This window comes from Prevotella sp. C561, from assembly GCF_000224595.1.
Lineage (GTDB): Bacteria > Bacteroidota > Bacteroidia > Bacteroidales > Bacteroidaceae > Prevotella > Prevotella jejuni.
The window spans coordinates 122623-142308 of the sequence record NZ_JH114148.1; the positions used below are offsets into that span (position 1 = coordinate 122623).

Genomic DNA, 19686 nt, shown 5'->3' on the forward strand with positions numbered 1-19686 from the left:
GAAGAGTCTGTTTTCTTCTTGAAGTGCGTAAACCCAGTTGTTATTCTCCACATGGAGGGGAGGTAGACATATAAGAAAAGTAGCGGATAGAAGAAGGAAGTGACTTACAAAGAATAGTATGAAAGATAAGAATAAAGGTGATGAGGCCCTTAATTTAGAACATACAACTGTCGAGTCATCAGGCAGGTCGGTAGCCATAGACAGGGATGATGAGGAGATGAAAGAGAAGTTGAACACTCTGTTTAAGCTCCGGTTGCTCTATAATAGTGGTGAGGAATTGTGGCAACATATAGGAAAGTCGGGTGGAGGCAACAACTCTTTTGGTCGTGTTGGTGGGAAAGATGCGTTCCTTCGTAGGGCCATCTTTCATGAGTTGGCACGTGAATGGTATGACGAAATGGGTGTTTCTATTGAGTGGCTGTTGGATGCTTATAGTCAAGTTGCCAAGCTGATAGAGAAGTATAAAGCGTACTTGACAGGCGGAGATAAAGTGAACAATCAGACTGCGTGGTGTGAACAGATAGTCAATGTATGTATCTTCGATGATGAGATTGACGAACAGCAACAGGGTTGCAAACGAGAAATTCTCCAGCAGTTGAAGGCAAAAGACGTTTATTGTCTGGCTATTTTCCTCTTGATAATGCTTGGTGCTCTGCCTCAGTCTGTCGAGACACGACAAGGTAATGTGGCGGAGATGCGAACACAATATGAGCGTGTCTATCGTTTCTTTTCGGGTGTTTGTCATCGGAATATACTCTTTGTACAGACACCTCGAATGGCCTTCTTCCATAAAGCTTTGAAGGATGTAGAGGAGAAGCTGACCCGTATTCGATTGATAAAGCTCACGATAGACGTACTTAGTAATCTGTCTGTTCTTGTTAGTACAGAGCAACTTGCGGAGACTGGTCGCCGTGAACAGTGGAATCAAGTCTACCCTAATCTTGACGGATATTGGTTGGGCAAACATCATAATGAACATCATGCAGACTATTGGGAAGTTGAAGAGACAGCAACGGGGTATGCTTTCACTCATTATTTTCACAAAGACGACGAGGATAAAACGCTACATCAGCAACAATTCACGGTCACTTTTCACAGTAATGGTGAGGACTATGCCTGTGTGCAACATCCCCGCTCTGTAGCGCAGTGGCTTAATAACGATCTACTGTCAAAGGATGATGTTACCTATTTATATTTCTCATTCAGCGACGAGGATGACCCTTTGTTGATGTCGTTCGACTCGTTTATGATGGATGTGTCATGGTTTCAGCCGATGCAGTTGAGGCGTGCAAAAGAAGGATGGATACCTCCAACGGAAGAAGGAACAGACCTTATAAACGATTTTGAGGCCTATTCTTATACTTTCTATCTTGGCTTAGAAGCAATTACGCCGACATACATTTCTGTTAGAGATGAGGCTGGGAAAGAGTATAGAGTGTCGGTCTCTAAACATGAGGAATTGAGGAGTTGCACCTTAGATGATGCTGTTGGTATTATTACATGGGGTGATAAACGTTATGTCGCCTTTGACAATCAGTTGTTGTACATCCCTATAAAAGAGAATACTTCAGACAGTTCGAATGATACTATAACACTTTTGTAGTTGAAGCATGAGGCTGGAAAGGGATGTCTGCTAAGTTTACAAGCTCTCTCGTAGGGGTATTTCTGTGATAGTTTCACTCTGTATTTAAACAAGAAGTGGAGGTGGGGCTACATGTGTTTGTGCTCACCCTGTGTGCAAATATCCTTCTTAGTCTCTTAGAAGATAAATACATCTTTTTATATCTTTTGGATGCTTATGAGATGTTCTTGGTAATTACCGCATACAGCGAAGGTGTTAACAATGTTATGAAAAACCTTTACATAGTACCGAGTAAAAGACTCTAAATGTAAGGTTGCAATATCCTCTTTATTTAGGTTTTCAACTTTCAAGTAATCAGTGTGTTACGTTTAGTATTGAAGAAGACGCCTTTCTTGCTCTAAGAGGGGCGTCTTCAACGTGCAAGAGGGGCATGTTCTTGAATATAGAAAGGCGTCTTCTTAAAGCTTGAAGAGCATGTGTTGGATTGTAGTAGAGCGAAAAATGATGACAAAAAGATAATAGAGGGAATTCTTCTCATGGTCTCTATTGTCTTCTCTCCGCCTCCTTTTCGAATAGAAAAGGGGAGTGCTTACCGATATACCCCTACATTCCTTTCTGCATGTATGACTTTTACATTCTCTTTCTTAATGTCCTTATAGGAGTGTCTCGTTGGTAAACTTGAGCTTAGGAGAGGTGATAAAAGTAGATTCTTAGCGGAGGTAAAAAAGGTTGACAGAGGCGTTTTGGATTGCTTATAATCATGAGTTCTGAGATACGAAAAGTGTGTTATAGGGTTTTCCCTCCATCGAGTAGGGAAATATCTTTGTAAGTGTGAAAAAATGTAGCTAATTTTGCTAACGTTAAAAGATTATAAGTTATGACGAAGGGTTTCATTCTTTCTCTATCCGCAGCAGTAGTGCTAAGTAGTTGTGGTACTTACGCTGGGTCGGGTGCAATGTCCGGAGGTTCATTAGGGAGTATTCTTGGAGGTGCTATCGGTGGTATTACTGGTGGAGCAAGAGGTTCGGATATTGGTACAATAGTCGGTATGGCTGGTGGTGCTATCATTGGTGCTAAGATGGGTCAGAAGGCAGACCAGCGTCAGAGAGAGGATGTACACGACCACTATGAGAAGGTGCAACAACGCAAGGCACGTGAGAGGAGAGACCGTACGGGATATGATTATAATAATCAGACGGATGATTATATTCAGCCAAACGGCGTAGATAGTAGTGGTTTTGATAATACTAACTCAGGCGACGATCGTATCTATAATTTCCAAGATAGCGATGTAACGAACAATAGTAATCTTGCTCAGCCAAATAAGACAACTCCTAAGGAGATTAGTGTAGACAGGCTGGCGGCTACTTATCAAAATGCTCCAAGGATTGAGTTGTCAAACGTTCGTTTTGAAGATGAGAACCATGATGGACTGTTGTCACGCAATGAAGCAGGAAAGATAGTGTTTGACGTAACAAATCATGGCGAAAGTGTTATTAACAATTTGCGCCCTTCGGTCATGGAGACTACAGGGAATGCGAATGTTATCGTCAACCCTTCTGGACCAATAGAACGTATAGAGCCAGGCAAGACCATTAGTTACACCATATATATAAGAGGTGATAAGAAATTGAAGAATGGCGTGTCACAATTTGCATTGACTATTCTGCAAGGGCAGAAGAGTATCTGTAAGGTTGCAAATATGAGTGTGAATACGAGTCGATAGAAATGTCAACAAGCCATGGATGACAAAAGCTAAGGATGCTTTTTAAGTGCTTGTTGCTTAATAGAATATAATTAGAAAGAGATTATAAAGATATTATTGTGTAAGTACTAACTACTGATAACGATAACTTTAAATGACGGAATGGGGATGCATCTGGTAATTGATGCATCCCCTATTTCTATGTTGAGTCTAATAGTTTAAGCGCAATAAGCTATTAGACTACGATGTTCCTTAATTCATTAGATGGTGTTGAGGCTAACACATCTTGTCGTTATCTTGTTTGTTTCCCTAAGTTTATGTAGCTTAATGTAAAACTTTATAATAACGAGAAACAATCTGTTTGACAATGAGATGAGGCATGCTAAATCCCTAACAAGCTGATATATTGATAATTGATTACTTATTCAAAGAGGCCTGTTACCCCATCCTTGACTCGCTTAAAGAAGTTCATCCAACTACTACTTGACCCATTTTTAGACGTTGGTGACTGTGTGTTTGTCTTGTTCTGTTGGGTTGTTTGCTGTCGATTAGCTGTTTGTTGAGACGAACGGACAGGTGTTGTTGTCGGCTTAACCTTAGAGGTCTGTTGATTGTTAGAACTAACAGCCTGTTTTTGTTTGTATGATGTATTGTATTCTTTCTCAACCTTCGCCTGATTAGACACCCTCTTGTTATTCAAGTGAGTATCCACTTTACGTTCAATCTCCTTAGGTTTATCCTCCTCAACCTTCTCCCATTCTGGGATAAACTCATAACAGATACCTGCAGTACCATATTCTACTTCAGGCATCTCAATCGTACCATTCGACTCAGAAGGGTACGGAATCTCGGTCTCTTTACGTACCAGTTCAACCTTGACGTAGGCTACACCGCTGGCAAGCGTACCTAACTCGCGTGCAGCAGCGTATGATAAGTCAACCACACGACCACGAACAAAAGGGCCACGGTCCGTTACACGGACAATAACCGACTTTCCGTTACGAGGATTTGTAATCTTTAGACGTGTGCCAAAGGGAAGCGTGCGATGTGCACAAGTAAATGCATTACGATCATAGCGTTCGCCATTACTCATTCGGCGACCGTTCAATCCATTACTATAATAAGAAGCTTTACCGTCTGACTGTGCTTGAATGGTCAGCGTAAAGATATTACATAGCGTAAATAACGCTATCAAGAGAAGTTTGGTTCTATACATTTTATTGTTAAGTATTACCAGCCTTCTCAAAGAGAATATATTCCCTCCCTACCTTGAAGGCAGGGAGAGAATAGAAAGACTGGTCTTTATTATACGACACCCTGTGCGAGCATAGCCTTCGCTACCTTCATGAAGCCCGCAATATTAGCGCCCTTAATATAATCGATGTAACCATCAGCTTGCTTACCATACTTCACGCACTGCTCATGGATAGAACTCATGATGTAATGGAGCTTCTGGTCAACCTCTTCCGGACTCCATGAGAGACGGAGAGAGTTCTGTGACATTTCGAGACCTGATGTTGCCACACCACCTGCGTTAACAGCCTTGCCAGGAGCGAAGAGCTGCTTCGCTGCAGTGAACTTATCAGCAGCCTCTGCTGTACAACCCATATTTGAAACCTCAGCTACGCACAATGGCTTGTAAGCAAGAATCTTGTCGGCATCCTCACCATTAAGCTCGTTCTGAGTAGCACATGGCAAATAGATATCTGCCTTCTGCTCCCAAGGCTTACGACCCTTGAAGAACTGTGAACCAGGATATTTCTCTGCATATGGCTCACAAACATCATTACCACTGTTACGGAGTTCGATCATGTACTCGATCTTCTCACCGCTAATGCCTTCTGGGTCATAGATATAACCATCAGGACCACTCAATGTGATAACCTTTGCACCAAGTTCGGTAGCCTTCTTAGCAGCACCCCATGCAACGTTACCGAAACCTGAGATAGCAACAGTCTTACCCTTGATGTCAAGACCGTGAGTCTCCATCATCTGGTGAACGAAGTAGAGTGCACCATAACCTGTAGCCTCTGGACGGAGGATAGAGCCACCCCATTCTCTGCCCTTACCTGTGAGCATACCTTGGAACTGGTGAGTCAGCTTACGATACTGACCGAAGAGGTAACCAATTTCACGACCACCAACACCGATATCACCTGCAGGAACATCCTCGTCAGGACCGATGTGACGATACAACTCGTTCATGAAAGCCTGGCAGAAACGCATGATTTCAGCATCGCTCTTACCACGTGGAGAGAAGTCTGAACCACCCTTACCACCACCCATAGGCAATGTGGTGAGTGCATTCTTGAATGTCTGCTCGAAACCGAGGAACTTCAAGATACTGAGGTTTACTGATGCGTGGAAGCGCAGACCACCCTTGTATGGGCCGATAGCGCCATTAAACTGTACGCGGTAACCAATGTTTACCTGTACTTTTCCCTGGTCATCAACCCAAGGCACACGGAATGTGATGATGCGCTCAGGCTCCACAATACGCTCAATAATACTTGCGCGCTCAAACTCTGGGTGCTGATTGTAAACATCCTTTACAGACATGAGTACTTCATGTACGGCCTGTAAATACTCTGACTCACCTGGATGCTTCTGCTCCAGTGCTTGCATGATTTTTTCGACTTCCATAGTAAATTGACTTTTATTTGTTTATGTTAGATAGTATCATTCAGTTCAGAATGGTACGGCAAATATATCCAAATTCTATCAAAAGTCCAAATGAAAATCAAAAATTTTTCATTTTTTTCTTTCTTTTGGGAAGCTACTTAAGTCGCAAAAAATGGTAACCAGTATGCAAAGTAATAAAAAATATATTATTTAAGTTGCGAAAAGATAGGTTGACTTGTATTTATTTTGTATTTTTGTCCAATATTAAGTTTTGGATTATGAGTGAGCAAATTCCTGCAGAATGGGGTAATTTTTACCTAAAAGACGTTAGTTTCGTCAATCTGATGATGCGACGAATCTACAATGTTTTGATTGTAGCTAATCCATACGATGCCTTCATGTTGGAGGATGATGGACGCGTGGAAGAGAAGATCTACAATGAGTATATGGAATTAGGTCTGCGTTATCCGCCAACCTTTACACAGGTGTCTACAACCGAAGAGGCCTCTAAGGTGCTCAATACCGTAGACATTGACCTTGTTGTCTGTATGCCGGGTAATGCTGATAATGATGCTTTTGATGTGGCAAGAGCTGTAAAGGCAGAGTTCCCAGATATCCATTGTGTGGTGTTGACTCCCTTCTCTCATGGTATTACAAAGCGTATACAAAACGAAGACCTCAGTATCTTTGATTATGTGTTCTGTTGGTTGGGGAATACCAATCTCATTCTTTCTATCATTAAGTTGATGGAGGATAAGATGAATATAGATAATGATATCCATGAGGTTGGTGTACAGATGATATTGCTGGTAGAAGACTCTATCCGTTTCTACTCATCTATTCTACCTAACTTATATAGCTATATTCTCACGCAGAGTCAGAACTTTGCCACTGAAGCCTTGACCCGACACGATGCCTCTTTGCGCCAGCGTGGACGTCCAAAGGTTGTCTTAGCACGCACTTACGAGGAAGCATGGCATATCTATCAACGTTATAAGGACAACTGCTTGGGCGTTATCTCTGATGTAAGATTCCCTATTAATAATGTAGAAGATAAGGGTTCTTCTGCGACAGAAGGGAACATTCCTGTATCGGAGAAAGACCCAGAGGCAGGTTTAAAACTACTTCGTGCCATAAGGAAAGAAGATGAATATCTCCCTTTGATTATTGAAAGTTCGGAGAGTGAGAACCGTGAAAAGGCTGAGGCAGAAGGCTTCCGATTTGTCGATAAGAACTCAAAGAAGATGAGTGTAGACCTTCGCCACCTACTCGAGGAACACATGGGCTTCGGTGATTTCATCTTCCGTAATCCAGAAACACGTGAGGAGGTGATGCGCATTCGAAGCTTGAAAGAGTTGCAGGATAATATCTTTAAGATTCCACGTGACTCTATGCTCTATCATATCTCTCGTAATCACATGAGTCGTTGGCTCTCTGCACGTGCCATTTTCCCAGTTTCTTCCTTCCTAAAAGGTATTACATGGCATAAACTACAGGATGTAGATATGCACCGACAGATTATCTTTGATGCCATTGTTGCCTATCGAAGGATGCGCAACGTGGGTGTTGTAGCCTTGTTCGATAGACGAAAATTCGACCGATATGCCCATTTTGCCCGTATTGGAGACGGTTCGTTAGGAGGTAAGGGACGTGGTTTGGCTTTCCTTGATAACGTTATTAAACTCCGACCAGACTTCAATCGCTTCCCCAATGCAAAGGTACAGATACCGAAGACAGTCGTTCTTTGTACGGATGTCTTCGATAGCTTTATGGAACAGAACAATCTTTACCAGATAGCCTTGAGTGATGCGAGCGACGAAGAGATACTCCAAGCCTTCCTTCGTGCCCAATTGCCAGATGAGTATATAGGCGACTTCTTTACCTTCTTTGAGGCTACTCGCTCACCAATAGCAGTCCGTTCAAGTTCGTTGTTAGAGGATAGTCACTATCAACCCTTTGCTGGTATCTATTCTACCTATATGATTCCTTATCTCGAGGATAAGTATGAAATGCTCCGAATGTTGGCTTGTGCGATTAAAGCCGTCTATGCTTCAGTTTATTATCGTGACTCCAAAGCTTATATGACAGCCACAAGTAATGTCATTGATCAGGAGAAGATGGCAGTCATCTTACAGCAGGTTGTGGGTAAGGAACATGGCGATCATTTCTATCCAAACATCTCTGGTGTGCTTCGTTCTCTCAACTATTACCCGATAGGAGAGGAGAAGGCAGAGGAGGGTATTGCCTCTTTGGCATTGGGATTAGGTAAGTATATTGTTGATGGTGGGCAGACGCTGCGCGTTTGTCCGTTCCATCCACATCAAGTCTTACAGATGAGCGAAATGGAAATAGCCTTGCGCGAAACTCAAACTCAGTTCTATGCGCTCGACATGAAGCATATCAGTGAGGACTTTAAGGTTGATGACGGCTTTAATATCCTCAAACTGCGTGTGAAAGATGCTGAGGCTGATGGCAGTCTACAATATATCACCTCCACTTATTCTCCCGAAGACCATGCTATTTACGATGGACTCTACGAAGGAGGAAGAAAGGTTATCTCTTTCTGTGGTGTCCTTCAACAGAACGTCTTTCCATTACCAGAGTTGTTACAAATGGCAATGACATACGGTGCTGAGGCTATGCGTCGCCCTGTGGAGATAGAGTTCGCTGTTAATCTGAATGATGACCGAACGGGTGAATTATATCTCCTGCAGATTCGTCCAATCGTTGATTCTAAACAGATGTTAGACGAAGATCTCACGACTATTCCTGATGATCAATGTCTCTTACGGAGTCATAACTCTTTGGGACATGGCGTTTCAGACGATGTACAAGATGTTGTGTATGTAAAGACCGACAGCTCTTTCTCTGCATCTAACAATCCTACTATTGCTGATGAGATAGAACGGATAAATCGTAAGTTCCTTGACACTGATAAGAACTATGTACTCATTGGTCCCGGCCGTTGGGGTTCAAGCGACCCTTGGTTGGGTATTCCTGTGAAGTGGCCACATATCTCGGCAGCCCGTGTCATCGTTGAGGAGGGACTGGAACACTACCGTGTAGACCCAAGTCAGGGAACTCATTTCTTCCAAAATCTCACCTCTTTCGGTGTAGGCTACTTTACTATCAATCCTTATAAGGAAGATGGATTCTATCAGCGCAGTGTACTTGATGCCCTTCCAGCTGTGGAAGAAACTCAGTGGGTACGCCATGTTCGTTTCCCAAATCCATTAAAGATTATGATGGATGGTAAGAAACAAGAAGCCCTTATCATGCTTCCTCAAGAGGAAAAGGAGTAGACATCCTCTCTAAGAAAGGGTATGATTCTATAAAAGTAAAGCCATCATCTACGGCAATAGACTGTGGATGATGGCTTTATTGTTAGTGTATGAAAGAGACAGCAAGGATCTTTTCCACTCTCTTGGTCCTCCTATATTGATTTTATCTTTTGTTTCTTCTCAAATTATTTTCATGAAAAGAAATATTTATTGTCGTGAAGAGAAATATTTTCTTTCATGAAAATAATTCCTTTTTATCATGAAAAGAACTCAGAACTGTTTGTATTTGGAGTTAAGACGGAGCATTTTTAATGCAACTTCTGCTTACCAGTTGAGAGCATTTCAATGGTTTTGAAACGGATGCTATGCGGCATTTCTGCCCGTGACAGTTGTGGACGGAGCCAGTTGAGGAGTGTAGCCTCTGTTAGAGTTGCCTTTGGGGTACACTCTATTTCCGTGTGGATGACATTGCCAAAGTTAGGGTCAGGAACGGTAAAGGCACGTGCAGCAATAATCATAGGGTGGGAGAGAAGTACCTGTTCGATGTGTTCTGGCTGAACGTTCTCACCTCCACAGACCACCATTCGGTCGGCTCTCCCATGATGAAAGAAGTAACCTTCGCTATTCTGTGAGACTAAATCGCCTGTGTTTTGCCATTGATTTCGCAGTCCTCGCATTGCCCAACGAGACCGAACCCAAAGTGTTCCTATCCCTTGACGATTACAGTCTTTTACCTTACAGTCGACTCCTTGAATAGGTTTCCCTAAGGTAGTCTCTTCGAAAGAAGCTAATTCTTTAGGATTAGCAAGCATAAAGAATCCTGCTTCAGACGTACCATATAGGTTAAAGATTACCTCTCCTATTTCTTTATGGGTCGTGTCGATGAGGCTTTTAGGCAGTCTGTCGCCACCGCTTATTAGACAGCGCAGGCTCTTCATCTTCTTTTTAGCACCTTCAATCTGCCAAAAACGAGCGAGCATAGCAGGAACAATTGGCATGACTTCAATCTTTTCTCGCTGGATAATAGCTAAAGTCTGGAGCGCATCAAAGCGTTTTTGCAGACATATCTTCTTACCCATAAGCAAGGAGATGATAAGCGTTGAAAGTCCAAAACCATGATAGAAGGGCAGGGATATCAGCACACGCTCATATTGATAGATTCTGATGTCGCGCAGTAAGGCAAACAGTGGAGGGAGAAAAGAGGTGAGAGAAGGGCGATGAGCAATGGTCTTGAATTTACCACTTGTTCCTCCAGAGTGAATGACGATTTCTCTCCCTCGCCAGATCTTAGGGAGTTTTCTTTCCCTTACTTGAGAACTCTTATATAAAAGGATGTCATTAAGCCTCTCTGTTGTAACAGCTATGCAGGGAAGTTCCGTAGGTATCTGTTTGAGCTCTGAATCGTATATAATAAGGTGGTAATGGTGCTTCTGCAAATCAGCTGTTATCTGTTCTGTTCCCAAGTCGGTGCTTAATAAGGTAGTGCGTATGCCTAATCGAGAAAGTGCATGCAGCAGGAGAGTCAAAATAAGACTGTTACGTCCAAGCAAAGCCACACTCATTTTAGGTTGTAGATGATATTCCGTGTGAAGAATTTCAGCGAGTTGACGCGTACGGATGTAGAGTTCTTGATAGCTTAGAGATTGTTTCTCGTCAGTGATAGCACAACGATGCGGATAGAAATGAGCCGCAAAACGGAGCAGTGCCATTAGGCTGATGCCTTCATAGATGAGGCTTTTAGCCCACACAAATATGCCCTTTGGTGAGATTATGTGTAAGCGATAGAGGATAGAAAGGATAGCTTCATTCTTTCTTCTCATGGCAATCGCTTATAATATAGGTGAATAATCGGAGCAAAGAGATAGGCTATTGGGGCAGAAAACTTTGCCCACCAAGGTTTATAAGTCCTGACCTTCCGTATAGCAAGTTTCAATAGAATATTGGCTGCATCAGCTGGTGTGTATGCAGGTAAGTGCTTGTATTGTTCGTTGACATCTGACATCGCTGTGTGAACCAAGGGTAAATAAGCTATCTGCACGTGAACACCTAACGGCGCAAACTCGCTGTCTGCCGTCTCACACCATGTGTTTGCTGCACTTTTGGAGGCATGATAAGCCGACCAGCCCGGTGCCATTGGATAGAGTGTACTCACTGATGAAGAATAGATGATACTCCCTTTACTTGCTTTCAAGGCAGGTAAGATAGCTAATGATAGCGCAACCAAGGAACGATAGTTGAGGTCCATCGTACGGTCATAGTCGTGTAGGCGGTCCTGCGCATCATTGATCTTGCGATGGATAGATTTACCGGCATTGCAAAAGAAGTAATCTAACCGTGGTAGTGTTTCCCTTAGTTTTTGGCAAAGCTGTTCCAACTTTTCCCTGTCTCTTAGGTCTATTGCGCAGTAGTCTGCACTGCTACCCATTTGCTTAGCTTTGGCACATAAGAGGCGTAAGTCAGCTTCGCTTCGAGCAATGAGAAAGACATTTGCACCTGCATTGATTATTTTTTCGGTTAATGCTCTCCCTATTCCATGCGATGCACCTGTCACAAGTACCCACTTCCTACAGAAGTGTTCTCTTGTAATATCAGGTGTTAGACTTATGGATGGGTAAGCCAATGCACCTCCAATAGCTATTATCTTTTTTCTGAGAGACGTCATCATAACTCTTTTCTAACGATTAGTCGCGCTTGTTTTGATAACCTATAGCGATGTGCTTAATGCTCCGCACATCATGTGTTAGGCATGAGCACCATGTGTGTTAGGCATCCGCACATCATGTGCTGAGTAATAACACAGCGGAAGATAATGGGTAAAACGTTTTGTTCTTGTCGTTATAATAGGATAGTGTAAGGTACAAATATGAAGGTTATACAGCACAGTTCTGTTAGATTTCCATGCTACCTTATACTTTCTTTTCCCTATTTCTTTATATTATTTCCAACGTGAAATGCTGGTAATCACGTACGATAGTATAAAGGAACTTCTCGTCAGCAGTATTGGTATCAGAGATGTTGAGGTGCATTCGCACTTTCTCAGCAAGGGAAGCAATACGACGTTCACGCTCGTATCCGTATTCAGAGTTGAGGGTACGTTGGATGACATCAAGTTGGTTAAGAGAGAGGTCTTCAGCTTGTGGATAGACAGGTTTATACTTTCTATCAAGGTAATAGAATTCGTCAAGTGATACTTGAATCTTGCGATAATCGTTGAGTTGGATGACCATTGTTCCTGCTGCGAGGTCGCCGAGACGTTGTGAATTCTTAGAGATAAGAATGACAAGTGCACCAACACCAGAGAAACCAAGGTCGACAAGTTGTAGAAGCCAACGCATAAAAAAGTCACCAATGCCCGGTGTTGTTCCGTCTTTCTTCACAACACGGATACGCATCACCATCTTTCCAACACTTTGCCCATGGTTGAAAAGTTCCATAAGGAAGTGGTAAAAGAGGGCAGGAAGGTAGATGGCTATTAGGAAGAATAACATTTTCGTTCTATAAAAAAAGTCTAACTCAGCTATCAGGAGCGACACACCAACCAGATAGCAGATAATTAGGAAGTCATCAATGATTTGTGCAACGATACGCTCTCCTAAACTTGCCGGTGACTGACTTATCTGGACGTACTGACCTGTTATGATATTGGCTTCGGGCATTTTCTTGATAATTAAATGTTGTTTCTGTTGCAAATGTAAGAAAAAACTCTAAATGTGTTGCGTAAATGATAATAATGTGTAAATTACGTGTGGACTTTGCATGAAAGAGATTCTTTTCATACGCAATAATATTGAGAAGTGGCGGGCAATGGAAGGCATGATAGATAATGTCAAGTTTGAGATGCCTGACCAGTTGGCTGATGCTTATACTGAGCTTACAGCCGACCTCGCTTTTGCACAGACACATTATCCTCATTCACGTATTACCATCTATCTCAACAAACTTGCTTCTGCACTTCATAATGAAATCTACCGTAATAAACGGGAGAAGTGGTCGCGTCTGGTGACTTTCTGGACGCAGGAGGTGCCTGACGTGATGTGGAAAGAGCGTAAGTTACTGCTTCTCTCATTCATTATTTTTATGGTGAGTGTACTGATTGGTGTTGTTTCAACCTTAGGTGACGAGTCCTTCCCACGCTTGATACTTGGCGATGGCTATATGGATATGACCCTTGAGAATATAGCGAAGGGTGAGCCGATGGGCGTATATGGAAATGAAGAAGAGGGAGGTATGTTTATTGGTATTACGTTGAACAATATCATGGTGTCGTTTAATGTGTTTGTTTCGGGCGTATTGACGAGCTTTATGTCAGGCTTCCTTTTGTTCCGAAATGGTATCATGGTAGGGTGTTTTGATACTTTCTTTTATCAGCATGGGTTATTAGGCGAAAGCCTTTTAGCGACAATGTTGCATGGTACGTTGGAACTTTCAGCAATTATTGTGGCAGGTGCTGCAGGCTTGGCAATCGGTAATGGTTGGTTATTCCCAGGTACTTACTCGCGTTTGGTCAGCTTTCAGCGAGGTGCAAAGAGGGGAATGAAGATAGTTGTAGGTACGGTACCCATCTTTATTATGGCTGGTTTTATCGAAGGATTCATTACTCGTCATACAGAGTTGAACAACTTTATCCGCCTTGGTATCATACTCGTATCATTGGCGTTTGTCGTGTATTATTTTATTTACTTACCTTATAAGCGTAATTATCATTTAGAAAATGCAAATAGAAAGACCAAAGATTGAACTTTATCAAGTTCGTAGTTTCGGCGAGAAGTTCTCTGCGATTTTTGAGTTTATTCGTGAGAACTTTAAGTTTTTGTTGCGTGCATGTACCTATCTACTCTTGCCACTTTGTTTGGTACAAGGTTTCGCTATGGAGATGATGACGAAGGTCTTAGCACCTTATTATACCAATACCTTCGATGTCGGAGAGGATGTAGACGTGACACAGGGGATGCTCCTTAGATTCGGTGTTTCGTACGTGGGATATGGTATTTGTCTGCTGATAGGTTCTACCTTGTTGGCTGGAATCTGCTATAGTATGGTGAAATACTACCATAAGAGTCCAAATAGACTTCGTAATACGACACTGAGCGACTTAAAACCTATAATCATTCAGGTGATTAAACGCTCGTTGTTAATGACCGTGGTGCTTGTAGCTCTGTTTATCGTAGTTTTGGTTCTTATCATTTCTTTTGCTGCAATCACAAGTGCACCGATACTGGCCGTTATACCAATTCTTGCGTTAGTAGTATGCTGTTTGCCTGTTTCTATGGCGTTACCTGTCTATGTTTTTGAAGATAAGGAAACGTTGTTTAGCTCTATATTACGCGGCTTAAAACTTGGTTTTCATTCTTTCTGGTCGTTGTTTGGTTTGATGTTTGTGATAGGATTCTTGACTAATATCCTGTCTTCATTCACATCAATTCCTTGGTATATATTGACGGTTGTGAAGTCAGTTTTGCTGGCTACTGATACTACTCAAAGCTCTTTTGCAACAAGTCCTGTCTATAGCTTCCTCGTTTATTTGTCATCTGTATTCATGAACTTCTGTATGTATCTTACGATGACACTCTCTACTTTTGCCTTGGCGTTCCACTATGGAAGTATAGCAGAGGAAGAAGATGGGTTCTCAGTAGAGAAGGATATACAGCGTTTTGAGGAGTTGAAGGAGGAAGATAACGATATTGACAATTTTGATAAACTCTGATAACCATTCGTATGTTACAACCATTGACTGATACTCTGTCGTGTGACACAACCTTACTTCACCAGTATTGCGCTGATGGAGCATACGATTATGCACGCGAGTTACAGGCTCCAGAACTCGACTGGACGAGTTGGTTGATTCAGAAGATAGGTGATTTCTTCTCTGATATCTTTGATTATGATGGCGATTTGGACTTTCGAATGGTCGTTTACATCTTCCTTGGGCTTGTAGTTGTGGGTCTGATAGCTTTTATCTTGTATCGTTATCAATTCAAACTCTTTGGTAGAACGGGAAAGGTGACGGCTGACGACGACGAGGAAGACAATATCTATGGAGTCAATTTCGACGCTGTCTATGAGAAGGCAATGGCACAGAAGGATTATTATAAGGCTGTTCGAATAGTCTATTTGCGTACACTTCGATGGTTATCAGATAATAATATGATTAGTTGGCAGCTTTATAAGACGCCAACACAGTACACTCGTGAATTCTTATCTGCTGAGTTTGGACGGATGACAACTGCTTTTATGCGTGTAAGATATGGTAATTACCAAGCTTCGGAAGAAACTGTTAAGCTGCTCTTAGACTTAGAAAGCAAGATAAAGGAAGGAGGTAAGCGATGAACAAAAAGTTCTTGATCTTTATAGTTGGCTTCCTCGTCTTAGTCTTCCTATTAGAGTTGAGTGCACCATCGATGTTTGTTTGGGATCCTACCTTTAGTCATCATGATAGGCAACCCTTTGGTTGTGCGGTGTTCGACTCGCTGATGAAGAAATCAGTACCTGCTGGTTATGAGGTGACACGAAAGACTTTATCACAGTTGGAACGTGACGGATATGGTAAGAAACCGCATGCCTTCTTAATTCAATCAATCGATTTTAACCCGTCACCGACCGACCTCCGTGCGTTAGACCGACTTCTGAAAACAGGTAATAAGGTGTTTATTGCAACGTCATCAATAACCCCTGACTCTCTCTATCCCGACCTACAATTAACGATTAGTGGCCAATATGGCTTCTCTCCCATGCAGGTCAAGGCCTCAATTGAGAATCAAGAGATTCCATACGATACGTTAGTTTGGTGTCGGCAGTCGCCTTATCAGGAAGAAAAATACACTCTTTATTCTGCAATGTCAGGCAACAAAGTCGATGTGGATAAGCCAGCTAAGTATGATATCTTGGTTAAGAACAGGCAGACAGATGACTATACTGATAGGGTTGATAGCTACTGGGTGCCCCGTGTAGTTCGTATTCAACGAGGGAAAGGAGAACTCTTCTTTTCTTGCGAACCATTGTTATTAACCAACTATGGTATTCTTGATGAGCAAGCTAATGGTCTTGTCTTTCGTTTGATGTCACAGTTTCGTGGCTTACCAATCGTTCGTACGGAGGCTTATACGCCTCAAGCAGAGATTAACGAGGAGACTCCACTGCGCTTTTGGCTACAAAATGAGCCTCTCCGATGGGCTATCTATCTCACCTTAGGAGGGTTATTACTCTTCTGTATGTTCTATGCTCGCAGGCGACAGCGTGTTATCCCTGTTGTAGAAGAGCCTAAGAACCGCTCGATAGAGTTTGTGAAACTGATCGGAACACTTTATTATCAGAAGCATATCAACCATGACTTACTGCAGAAGAAGTATGCTTATTTTACTGAAACACTTCGTCGTCTGATGATGGTTGATGTGGAGGACACCGAAACAAGAAAAGATGATGTGGCACAGATAGCACTCCGAGCAGGAATGCCAGAGGCTGAGGTCAGGATGATTCTCGACCGTGTCGACCGTTATCTAAAGACTGATGAATATATCAACGATGCCGCTTTGCGGAAGGCAATAGACGGTATGGATAAGATAATCAATAATCTTTTAATGTGATAGACGCATAATAAGTAAAGTATTAACGAAGCGAAAACAATGGATAAGATGGAAGAGTATAAAGAAGAAAGAGCTGACCTTGAATTGTTTAGTCAGAAGGTTAGACAGTTGAGAGAGGAAATCAGTAAGGTTATCGTTGGGCAACAAGAAGCTGTTGCCTTGTTGTTGACAGCGATACTTGCAGACGGTCATGTGCTGATAGAAGGTGTGCCAGGAGTAGCAAAGACCTTATTAGCACGATTGATGTCACGCTTGATAGATGCGCGTTTCAGCCGTATTCAATTTACGCCAGACCTCATGCCAAGCGATGTACTCGGTACGACTGTCTTCAATCTTAAGACTTCTGAGTTCGATTTCCATGAGGGTCCTGTATTCTCAGACCTCGTCCTTGTGGATGAAATCAACCGTGCTCCTGCAAAGACACAGGCTGCTCTCTTCGAGGTAATGGAGGAACGTCAGGTTACAGTAGACGGCACTACGCATCGTATGAGTGATGTCTATACGATTATAGCGACGCAGAATCCAGTCGAGCAGGAGGGTACCTATCGTCTACCAGAGGCCCAACTCGACCGTTTCCTATTTAAGATAAGCATGGGTTATCCATCTGTTGATGAAGAGATGAACATCCTCAAGCGTCATCAAGAGAAGCGAAACCTCATCAAGTTAGGCGATGTTAGACCCGTGTTGACCATTGACGAACTTTTGCAGATGCGTAAGAAATTAGATACTGTATATGTTGAAGAGAGCCTTCTACGCTATATAGCAAACATCGTACAGCAGACACGCACCTCAAAGGCAGTCTTCCTTGGTGCCAGTCCACGTGCGTCTGTGGCAATGCTCAATGCTTCTAAGGCAAGTGCACTATTGGGTGGACGCGACTTTGTGACGCCTGAAGATGTTAAGTTCGTCACTCCAAGTATTCTTCAACACCGTCTTATCCTTACAGCTGAGGCCGAAATGGAGGGTTACACTCCGTTGAAAGTTGCACAGAAGTTGATTGATAAGGTGGAAGTTCCTAAGTAATGGTGTCTGACGGAGGATGATAAACTCAGCGTCGCCATACTGATGTTGTATGCTGCCAGATAGTTTGTTATCTTCTTTATGGCCCTCCCTCGACACCCGCTAACACCTAACAAAAGATAAAGAAATGTTCCTTACCAAACGGTTTTATATCATCTTAGCAAGTCTAACCCTCTTAGCAGGGTTTGGTTATGTGTTCCCACAGCTTTTTACAGGCGTAAAGATACTTCTGTTTATCTTTGCTGTAATGGTTGTGATAGATGCCGTTATGCTTTATCATCGTCGTGGGATAAGTGCAAAACGAAGCTGTTCTGAGCGTTTCTCTAATGGTGATAAGAATGTTGTCAAGATAAGTCTTGAGAGTAAGTACTCCTTCCCAGTGTGGCTGACGATTATCGATGAGGCTCCAGAAGTGTTCCAACGACGAGATATCAGTTATAAGAGTTCTCTTACTGCTATGGGTCATACGGTACTTCGTTACACACTGACACCAGTCAAGCGGGGCGTCTACTCCTTTGGTAAGATACGTTGCTTCACACGTACCAGCATAGGACTTGTAGAGCGACGCTATACTTTGGGCGATGCAAAGGACGTTAAGGTCTATCCTTCTTATCTGATGTTAAATCGTTATGAACTTCTTGCAATGAGCAATAACCTCACAGAGATGGGTATAAAACGTATTCGTCGTGTGGGTAACAATACGGAGTTTGAGCAGATAAAAGACTATGTGAAAGGGGATGACTACCGTAGTATAAACTGGAAAGCAAGTGCACGTCGCAACCAGCTGATGGTGAATGTCTATCGTGATGAGCGTTCTCAACAGATATTCTCGGTGATTGATAAGGGGCGTGTCATGCAGCAGTCTTTCCGTGGAATGACGCTTCTTGATTATAGTATAAATGCTTCTTTGGTCTTGTCCTACGTTGCTATGCGTCGTGATGACAAAGCGGGATTGATAACCTTTGCTGATAAGATAGATACTTTCGTAGCGCCATCGCACCGAACAGGACAGATGCAGACCCTTTTGGAGGCGCTTTATGCACAAGAAACCAATTTCGGTGAGACCGATTTCAGTAATTTGTGTGTTAATGTACATAAGCAGGTAAGCAAGAGAAGTTTGTTTATTATATACACGAGCTTCTCTGGCATAACAGCTCTCAATAGGCAGTTAGCTTATTTGAAGCTGCTTAGTCAGTGGCACCGTGTACTTGTTGTCTTCTTTGAGGATGCTGAGATGAACGATTACATACGTTCTCCTAAACGCTCTATGGAGGAGTATTATCAGCACGTTATAGCTGAGAAATTTGCTTACGAGAAGCGTCTGATAGTCTCAACATTGCGTCAGTATGGTATATATAGCGTGTTGACAACCCCCGACAAGCTTAGCATTGATGTCATCAATAAGTACTTAGAGATGAAGCAAAGACAGATTCTAACTTAATATTCTGCTGTTGGCATTATGAATGTCAATGGCTGGTAGCGTTTTTTATACATAGAGTTTAGTAATGATTAAAAAATAACTTGGTACATTTTCAGGCCAAAGACATCGGCATTGAACAATGTATTCAATTCGATATTAGCAGTTCTCATATATTTTATTTAACCTCAAATCCGCAACTAAGCCCTTGAAGGTTCTTATTGCGTTTACACGTCCTCTCATTACTGAATTTGCAGATAATTTGAACTTGAAGCACCCACTTCTGCCTACAATATCCCCTTACCCCACAATGTGACTTGAGGCAATACACAATATCATTCCCATAAGTTGTAGGCACTATCCAAAATCAGTCTGGAAAACATCTGCGTAAGCATAATTACAGGTATAGATATTCAGCACATACCGCCTTGATGTCTTGATCCACTTGGCTGGTACAGAGATAAACCTGAAGACAAACG

14 protein-coding genes and 1 pseudogene are annotated in these 19686 nt (G+C 42.5%); 9 read left to right on the forward strand and 6 right to left on the reverse strand.

The features are described 5' to 3' along the window. The first annotated feature begins 118 nt into the window (after window positions 1–118). Entirely contained in the window at window positions 119–1603 is a 1485-nt protein-coding gene (locus HMPREF0666_RS10995; RefSeq protein WP_009012422.1) for a hypothetical protein, read from the forward strand. Between the two features lie 856 nt (window positions 1604–2459). After that, window positions 2460–3308, forward strand: coding sequence for a hypothetical protein (locus HMPREF0666_RS11000; protein ID WP_009012423.1), 849 nt, complete (start codon window positions 2460–2462; stop codon window positions 3306–3308). A gap of 400 nt (window positions 3309–3708) precedes the next feature. On the opposite strand, the gene HMPREF0666_RS11005 is transcribed toward HMPREF0666_RS11000, so the two are convergent. Both HMPREF0666_RS11005 and gdhA read right to left on the reverse strand, forming a co-directional pair. Further along, window positions 3709–4503 (reverse strand): septal ring lytic transglycosylase RlpA family protein, encoded by a 795-nt coding sequence (locus tag HMPREF0666_RS11005; RefSeq protein ID WP_042856291.1) that lies wholly within the window; start codon window positions 4501–4503, stop codon window positions 3709–3711. An 89-nt stretch (window positions 4504–4592) separates the two neighbouring features. Beyond that, complete coding sequence (gene gdhA, locus HMPREF0666_RS11010; RefSeq protein WP_009012425.1) at window positions 4593–5930, reverse strand: NADP-specific glutamate dehydrogenase; 1338 nt, start codon at window positions 5928–5930, stop codon at window positions 4593–4595. A 257-nt stretch (window positions 5931–6187) separates the two neighbouring features. Here gdhA and HMPREF0666_RS11015 point away from each other — a divergent pair, with 257 nt between their 5' ends. After that, entirely contained in the window at window positions 6188–9211 is a 3024-nt protein-coding gene (locus HMPREF0666_RS11015; RefSeq protein ID WP_042856304.1) for a PEP/pyruvate-binding domain-containing protein, read from the forward strand. Between the two features lie 287 nt (window positions 9212–9498). Here HMPREF0666_RS11015 and HMPREF0666_RS11020 read toward each other — a convergent pair whose 3' ends face one another. The 3 genes from HMPREF0666_RS11020 to HMPREF0666_RS11030 form a co-directional block, all read right to left on the reverse strand. Further along, on the reverse strand, window positions 9499–11010 hold the full coding sequence (locus HMPREF0666_RS11020; protein WP_009012427.1) for a class I adenylate-forming enzyme family protein: 1512 nt from the start codon (window positions 11008–11010) through the stop codon (window positions 9499–9501). Then, the gene (locus HMPREF0666_RS11025) at window positions 11007–11855 is read right to left on the reverse strand and encodes an SDR family oxidoreductase (protein WP_009012428.1); all 849 of its coding nucleotides are present in this window, start codon (window positions 11853–11855) and stop codon (window positions 11007–11009) included. The genes HMPREF0666_RS11020 and HMPREF0666_RS11025 overlap by 4 nt, the downstream gene beginning before the upstream one ends. A 265-nt stretch (window positions 11856–12120) precedes the next feature. After that, a complete protein-coding gene (locus HMPREF0666_RS11030) occupies window positions 12121–12846 on the reverse strand; it encodes an RDD family protein (RefSeq protein ID WP_009012429.1) in 726 nt (241 codons plus the stop codon). 100 nt (window positions 12847–12946) lie between these two features. Here HMPREF0666_RS11030 and HMPREF0666_RS11035 point away from each other — a divergent pair, with 100 nt between their 5' ends. The 6 genes from HMPREF0666_RS11035 (at window position 12947) to HMPREF0666_RS11060 (ending at window position 19231) form a co-directional block, all read left to right on the forward strand. Beyond that, window positions 12947–13927, forward strand: a complete 981-nt coding sequence (locus HMPREF0666_RS11035; RefSeq protein WP_009012430.1) for a stage II sporulation protein M — start codon at window positions 12947–12949, stop codon at window positions 13925–13927. Next, window positions 13902–14894 (forward strand): hypothetical protein, encoded by a 993-nt coding sequence (locus HMPREF0666_RS11040; RefSeq protein WP_009012431.1) that lies wholly within the window; start codon window positions 13902–13904, stop codon window positions 14892–14894. The genes HMPREF0666_RS11035 and HMPREF0666_RS11040 overlap by 26 nt, the downstream gene beginning before the upstream one ends. Window positions 14895–14905: 11 nt before the next feature. After that, window positions 14906–15517, forward strand: a complete 612-nt coding sequence (locus HMPREF0666_RS11045) for a DUF4129 domain-containing protein (protein ID WP_009012432.1) — start codon at window positions 14906–14908, stop codon at window positions 15515–15517. Then, complete coding sequence (locus HMPREF0666_RS11050; RefSeq protein ID WP_009012433.1) at window positions 15514–16770, forward strand: DUF4350 domain-containing protein; 1257 nt, start codon at window positions 15514–15516, stop codon at window positions 16768–16770. Before HMPREF0666_RS11045 ends, HMPREF0666_RS11050 begins: the two co-directional genes overlap by 4 nt. 48 nt (window positions 16771–16818) lie before the next feature. Beyond that, window positions 16819–17793, forward strand: a complete 975-nt coding sequence (locus tag HMPREF0666_RS11055; protein ID WP_009012434.1) for a MoxR family ATPase — start codon at window positions 16819–16821, stop codon at window positions 17791–17793. A gap of 124 nt (window positions 17794–17917) precedes the next feature. Beyond that, on the forward strand, window positions 17918–19231 hold the full coding sequence (locus HMPREF0666_RS11060) for a DUF58 domain-containing protein (RefSeq protein ID WP_009012435.1): 1314 nt from the start codon (window positions 17918–17920) through the stop codon (window positions 19229–19231). A gap of 135 nt (window positions 19232–19366) precedes the next feature. On the opposite strand, the pseudogene HMPREF0666_RS18140 reads toward HMPREF0666_RS11060, so the two are convergent. Then, window positions 19367–19552, reverse strand: a pseudogene (locus tag HMPREF0666_RS18140) (hypothetical protein). Between the last annotated feature and the right edge of the window lie 134 nt (window positions 19553–19686).